The 6,056-nt window shown below is 68.7% G+C and carries 6 protein-coding genes and 1 pseudogene; 1 reads left to right on the forward strand and 6 read right to left on the reverse strand.

What is annotated here, in order from left to right:
* Positions 1 to 82 precede the first annotated feature (82 nt).
* From ACWFRU_RS38815 to ACWFRU_RS38830, 4 genes are all read right to left on the reverse strand, one after another.
* Entirely contained in the window at positions 83 to 754 is a 672-nt protein-coding gene (locus tag ACWFRU_RS38815; protein WP_453692966.1) for a hypothetical protein, read from the reverse strand.
* Between the two features lie 396 nt (positions 755 to 1,150).
* Entirely contained in the window at positions 1,151 to 2,071 is a 921-nt protein-coding gene (locus ACWFRU_RS38820; protein WP_453692968.1) for a phosphatase PAP2 family protein, read from the reverse strand.
* A gap of 90 nt (positions 2,072 to 2,161) precedes the next feature.
* Positions 2,162 to 3,118, reverse strand: coding sequence for a hypothetical protein (locus ACWFRU_RS38825; RefSeq protein WP_453692970.1), 957 nt, complete (start codon positions 3,116 to 3,118; stop codon positions 2,162 to 2,164).
* Positions 3,115 to 3,456, reverse strand: coding sequence for a PadR family transcriptional regulator (locus ACWFRU_RS38830; protein WP_453692972.1), 342 nt, complete (start codon positions 3,454 to 3,456; stop codon positions 3,115 to 3,117). Before ACWFRU_RS38830 ends, ACWFRU_RS38825 begins: the two co-directional genes overlap by 4 nt.
* 789 nt (positions 3,457 to 4,245) lie before the next feature.
* On the opposite strand from ACWFRU_RS38830, the gene ACWFRU_RS38835 reads away from it, so the two are divergent.
* Positions 4,246 to 4,473, forward strand: a complete 228-nt coding sequence (locus ACWFRU_RS38835; RefSeq protein WP_453692974.1) for a hypothetical protein — start codon at positions 4,246 to 4,248, stop codon at positions 4,471 to 4,473.
* Between the two features lie 44 nt (positions 4,474 to 4,517).
* On the opposite strand, the gene ACWFRU_RS38840 is transcribed toward ACWFRU_RS38835, so the two are convergent.
* Positions 4,518 to 4,871, reverse strand: a complete 354-nt coding sequence (locus ACWFRU_RS38840) for a transposase (RefSeq protein ID WP_453692980.1) — start codon at positions 4,869 to 4,871, stop codon at positions 4,518 to 4,520.
* Positions 4,872 to 5,398: 527 nt separating this feature from the next.
* A pseudogene (locus tag ACWFRU_RS38845) lies at positions 5,399 to 5,680 on the reverse strand (hypothetical protein); the annotation flags it as partial.
* Positions 5,681 to 6,056 lie beyond the last annotated feature (376 nt).

Consider the following 6,056-nt stretch of genomic DNA (forward strand, 5'->3'; position numbering starts at 1 on the left):
GTCCGTGCAGGCGCAGGCCATCACGGTCTCGCTGGTGCCCGGAGGGGGGTTATGAGTACGCCGGTCATGAGCGGCTGGGTGATCAGGTTGCCGAACTGCCGTTGCCAGCTGGCCAGGGACATCCGCCCATGGCGTCACGCGGCAGTGCGGGGCCGAGTTGGCCGAGGAGGTTGGCGGGGCACGCGGGCGCAAGGGGCGCGCCCCTGCCTGCTGGCTCATCCGGATCTGTTTCGCCGGCCCAAGGATGCTGATTCGTCAGCAGAATGTGCCCCTGGGCGAGCGGGAAGGGCGGTCGCGCCGTTCGCGAATGTCGAGCAGGGCTGCCGCCGGCCTGGGGGACCTCAGCGCGCTCGGGGAAAAGCCGCTCGACAGCGGTCACTACCGCTGCACGGCGGGCGGCGGTGGTGGGGCCCACGGCGTGTGCGACGGCGGCCTCGCGGAGTTCGGGTTGTGCCGCCCAGGTCATGGCGATCTGATTGACCAGGGCGAGGACGTCGGCCGGGTCCCAGGCGGGGGCGAGCTGTCCAGCCTGCTGCACCTCGCGGAGCTGGCCTATTTTGCGGGCGATCACTGCCTGGGTGGGATCGTCGGCAACGGCCGCGGTGCACGGCAGTTCGAGGCGGCCCCAGGTGATCAGGCGGTGGTGGTCTGGTCGGGCGACGAAGTAGTCGAACAGGCGGCCCGCGTAGCCCGGGAGGTCGCACGGGTCCATCTGGGTAGCGTCGGCGATGACGACGTACTCCCGTGCAGCCACGGCGGCATAGAGCGCTTCTGCGGTTCGGTAGTGGTGGCAGGGAGTATCAGGTAGGAACGGGGAGGCCGATCTTCGATCGGGGCGTTCCCTGCGCGGACGGCAGAACCGTGTGGGCCGCCGCCAGGTCACCGCCGACCCCGGTGCCCCTATGGATCCGCGGCAGCCCTCGTCATCGTCTACCGTCCGGACCTGCACTGTTCAGTCACGTGAGCATTCTGGCCGTCCGGTTGCCGTGCCGGGCGAGACCGGCCTATTGACCGGACTATGGAAGGACACACCGTGCGGGAGCGCATCCCCGCTCGGGTGTCGACGGCTTGTTTCTACGACCGGGGTCGGTGGCGTCGGACCGCCGCTCTGCCGGGATGCGCCGGTCTCCGCACGGGGTCTGACGGGTGGTCAGTCCAGTGCGGGGCGTGTACGGCGTGCGGTGTGAGCGGGCCGCCCGACTGCGGCGTACCAGACCAGGGCCGCACATATGAAGGCTGTCGCCGCGGAGACCAGTGACCTTGTGAGGGTGTCGGGCCGTGCGGCGGAAACGAGGGCGACGGCCAGTGCCAGCGTCAGGGTGATGACATGCAGCGCACGAGGGTTCCGCGTGGCGCCTGGCGCGGCGGCCGGCGGCAGCAGCCAGGTTGCGAGGCCGTAACAGGCACAGGCGAGCAAGGTGGCTCCCAGCACTTCGCTGGGCCGGTGGCCGCCCATGGTCGCCGTGGCGGCGGCGATGCAGGCGAGCCACAGCACACCGGCCGTGGCGACGTAGGGGCGAATGCGGGGGGAAACCACGAGGACGACGGCGAGGGTCAGCGCGGCGGGGATGACCGTGTGCCCGCTGGGAAAACCCTGATCAAGGAGATTCTCGGGCGCGCCCACCAGATCGGGGCGGGGCACGGTCGATTTGAACACCTCCTTGCCTCCGATCGCGAGAATCGCGACCCCCAGCGCCGCGAACCCCTGCCTCCAGCACCGCCGCACCAGGGTTATGAGCACGATGACGGCCAGGCCCGCCATCACGGTGGGCTTGGCGCTCAATTCCAGCGGCGGGATGGGCGTCGAGCCGTAGGCCGATCCTGACAGGGGGTAGATCCATGCTGCTTCGCCACCCTGCATGCCGAGGTAAAACCACGGGTTCTCAGCTCGTTGCCCCCACGGGGTGCAGATGGCGAGCAGATAGACCGTCAGGAACCCCAGGGTGTACAGCAGGGCCGGCATCCACGGCCGCGTCATGCGGGACGGGCTGGGGTCGTCGGGGGCCTCGGGCGCCTGCTTTGTGGCCCCTGGACGGTGCGCGGGCAGGGACGGAGAATCGTGCTGGGTCATCGCTCTGTTTCTTCCGTTGGGGGGTGGGTCACGCGCGTCTTGCGGCACTTCGGGGCCGCCGGGTTCGGTCGGCCCGCCGGGGGTCCGCTCCTATTCGGTGCGTGCCAGTCCTTGCCGGCGCTGGGCGGTAAACGCCAGGGCGGGGAGGGGCGCGGTCAGCAGGGTGAGGACGACCAGGTCCGGGAAGGACTGCATGAAGGCGTCCGGCCGGACGACGATCGCCTGCGTACGGATGATCGCGACCGCTGCGACGGGGATCAGCCACCGGTGGTCGCCGGTGGCGTCCGTCGCCACCCATGCCGCGATCAGCGCGATGACTTCGAAGGCGAACAGGCCGCGCTGGAAGGTCGGACTGACGGAGATGATGTGCAGGCTCCCGGCCACGAACAGGGCGAGCACGAGGGGGAAGAGCCAGCGGTACGAGCGGCGTCGCAGACGGCCGGGACGGCAGAGTGCCAGCACAGCGCACGCGGCGCACAGTGCCCCCGAGAGCGCCAGGTCACGGGCCGTTATCGGGGTGCCGAGACCGTAGTAGCCCAGGCCCGCCTTGCCCTCGTCGCCGAAGAGGGTGCGGCCGTGGGACGTGGCGCCGGCCCAGATCATGGCTGCCGCGGCCGGCAGCGCGATCCACGCTCTGCCCCGCAGCAGAGCGATCAGGCAGACCATCGGGAGCAGCCCGTAGGGCAGTAGACGTATCCGCGTGGGACCTTCGGCCCACGGGTACCAGCCGGAGAAGCGGAAGGCGATGGCGTGCTGTCCGGGGTCGATGTGCAGCGCCCAGTGCCACACATCCTGCAGGTACGGGACCAGCGCCAGCGCGGCGAGAACGAGGGCGGCCATGTGGATGCCGTCCAGCCACCACGGCCGAGTGGTGTCATCAGCGGTGGCCCGGGCGCGGGCCTGCACCCCGGCACGCACCAAGGCGGCAACTTCCCGCGGCGGGGGCCAGGAGCGGCCGGGATACGCCTCGGCCAGGCAGGCCAGCACCTCCTCTCCGTGCCGGGAACGGTAGGGCTCGGGATGGGCCGCAAGCAGCAGGCGATTCATGCCGGGGCCGCTCCGGCATCCCGCGAGTGTCCGATGACGACGGCCGCCGCCTGCTGCATCCGCAGCGCCTCACGTCCGAGCGCCTCGGTGCCGGGCTCGGTGAGGCGGTAGTAGCGCCGCGCCCGCCCATCCACGATCTCCTCGTCGCCGGGGGCCACCAACCCGGCCCGCTCCAACCGCTCCAGCGCGCCGTAGAGAGTGCCGACAGCGATCCGGAGCCGCCCGTCGGTGGCCTGCTCGGCGGCCTTGATGATGCCGTAACCGTGCAACGGGCCATCCATAAGCGCAGCGAGGATGAAGTACTGCGCTTCCGTCAAAGGCGGATTCTGTCTGGTCATGCGTCGAGCATATATCGAGCTGCGAAATATATCTGCCAACCATGGATGGTAGGGCAGGGTCTCCCCGCTTGCGGCGAGAGTCCCCCTCTCCCGGCTGGCGGGCGCGGGGCGCGACGGCTGTCTCCTCGGGGGGTGTCCGGCGGAACATGTCCCTGCCGGACGGTTGCCTCGTCGTATCTCCGACGAAGGGCTCAGACGGCTTCGGGGCGGCCTGGCCTGCAGCATTTCACCTCCCATGTGAAGGCGGCTGCTGGCCCATGGCCTTCCTCGCCACGCCCGGCCAGTGAGTCATGCGGCCCCCGGACCGCGTCAGAGCTGATTGCTCAAGGCAGAGCCGAGAGGTGATCTGCGCAACCGGCTCGGACGACGAACAGCAAACCGCCCGGCGGCCGCAGACGGGCCAGTTCGCAGCAATAGGACCACTTCGAGGCCCAACAGACGGAACTGATCCTCAATACGAGCGCTCATGCCCAGGCTGCTGGGCGCGAGCCAGCCTCGTCTTGTCAACAAGGCCCTCAGGCCCGGGCATACTCGAAGACTCGGCTCGCGCCCCTGAAGGTCAGCTTCCAGCGGCCTTCACTCCCGTGAGGCATCCCCACGCGTCACCGCTCCCGCTTTTGGCGAACCCTCCTACGGGCTGGCTGTGTTCCCCGCCCTGTGGGAGATCCTGGGCCACTTGATGAGCCGGGCCGCGCCCGAGCACGCCACCGGTCTGCTGCGCGGATGGGGCAGCGATCAGGATGCCCGGAAGATCTACGCTCGCGTTCTACCGCTGGCAGAACAGCGGTCATGGGGAGACCGACCACGAGCATCAAGACGACCGAGCAGGCCCGCGACCGGCTGCGCGTCCTCGCGGAGGAGGCTGGCACGACCATTGCCGACCTGGTCGAGGAACTTGCCCTCTTGCGCCCGACGGCCGCCCGCCGCGGCCTGATCATCGCCCCGGCCCTGTTGATCCTGATTGCCGAGCGCGAGACACGCGGGCCGGAACGGACGCGGCCTCTCGCTCCTTCATGACGATCGCGCCCTTCGAGACGGGCGGCTGGCAAGGCGGCGCGAGCTTAGCGGTGTTGCCGCTGCTGCATCCAGCGGACGACATCGTGTCGGTGCGTCACCGGCACCAAGGAATCGATTCTGACGCCCGGTTCTGTCTCAAGGGTAAGGGCTTTTCTCTGACGGAAGCTGATGCGCTTGCCTGCGTGCACATCTGCTCTGGGGCGCCTGGTGAACACCTTCCAGGTGATCAGCCCGGCCGCGTCAGCACGTGTCTGCAGGCCGGTGAGTACTTCCGCCCACACACCGCTGCGCTGCCAGCGGCGGAAGAGCCCATGGACGGTCTGCCACGGCCCGTACTCGGCCGGGATGTCCCGCCACGGCGCCCTCGTCGGCACCCGCCAGCGAATCCCATCGATCAGCTTCCGTCGATGTCAGGACGGACGGCCCAGCATCAATACCGGCAACAACGGCTCCAAGGCGGCCCATTGGCCATCCGGCAGATCTCCTCGCCCTACACCGGGATCATTGCGGCGCAGAGTGAGGTACAGCAGCCACTTCCGTAAACGGCCTAGCTGGGAAGCTCCCACACGGTCACTTTCAGGCGCACCGGCCCATTTGAGGGGGCAGTGACGGTCCGTAGGTAGGCGGTGCGTCCTTCGGTGGTCTGCGCGCAGAAGCGTGCGCCCCTGATGAGTTCGGCGGTGTAGGCCCCGTTCTTCTTGGCCTGTTCGGCGCATTCGGCCTCGCTGGGGGCCGGTCCGCTGGAGGGGAGCGGGGCCAGGGAGAGTGCGGAGTCTTCCGTGTCGATCGTGGGATTGTCGGACGTGGCACCGATGATGAGGTCTTTCCCCCTGATGTCAGATTCCGATGCGAGCGGGGGCGTGGAGTCCAGATCAATGTTGAATCCACCGCTGGTTAGGAGTTGTCTTCAAACGTCACGTCCACATCAGGAGCGAGGCGAGGGTGACGGCTGCCTGGTAGGACTCGGCGGTCTTGTCGTAGCGGGTCGCGATGCCGCGCCACTGGTCGGGTCGTGGATGTCGTCGCGCCGTTCCCAGCGGACGCGAAGGCGGCGGAAGCCGTGTAGCCAGGCGATCGTGCGCTCGACGACGTAACGGAAGATGCCCAGGCCAGAGCCGTGTGGCTGGCCTCGTTCGGCGATGACTGGGCGGATACCGCGGTGCCAGAGCAGACGGCGGTACAGGTCGAAGTCGTAGGCGCGATCAGCCACGAAACGGTACCGCTGCAGGGAGCCTTGTGGTGGCATCCCCTCCAGGGTCGAGCGCGGCCCCGTCGCCAAGTCACAGGTCGGCAGGACGCGCCGCGCGGTAGCCACCGTGACCCGCATCCGCAGCGACATCGCGACCTCGGGCTGCGTACGCGCTTAGCTCCGGGTCTGGCCGCGGCCACGGACGCCTGTGGGGACTGGCAAGACTCCGATGGAGTGCGGGTCAAGCTTGACGCCGGGTGGCAAACGACATGATGCCGCCAGTGCTATGACGTCATGATGGTCTTACTGATCGTTTCAGAATGAATTGAACCGCGGGTCTTGCGTCTAGCGATCTTGGTGGGCAGGGTGTCCGGGTGCGTGCTGATCCTGTTCC

It is taken from the genome of Streptomyces sp. NPDC055099, assembly GCF_053607685.1.

Coding starts and splice junctions, on each gene's coding strand:
- ACWFRU_RS38820 (WP_453692968.1), bottom strand. CDS start 2,071: ATGACCCAGCACGATTCTCCGTCCCTGCCCGCGCACCGTCCAGGGGCC.
- ACWFRU_RS38825 (WP_453692970.1), bottom strand. CDS start 3,118: ATGAATCGCCTGCTGCTTGCGGCCCATCCCGAGCCCTACCGTTCCCGG.
- ACWFRU_RS38830 (WP_453692972.1), bottom strand. CDS start 3,456: ATGACCAGACAGAATCCGCCTTTGACGGAAGCGCAGTACTTCATCCTC.
- ACWFRU_RS38835 (WP_453692974.1), top strand. CDS start 4,246: ATGGGGAGACCGACCACGAGCATCAAGACGACCGAGCAGGCCCGCGAC.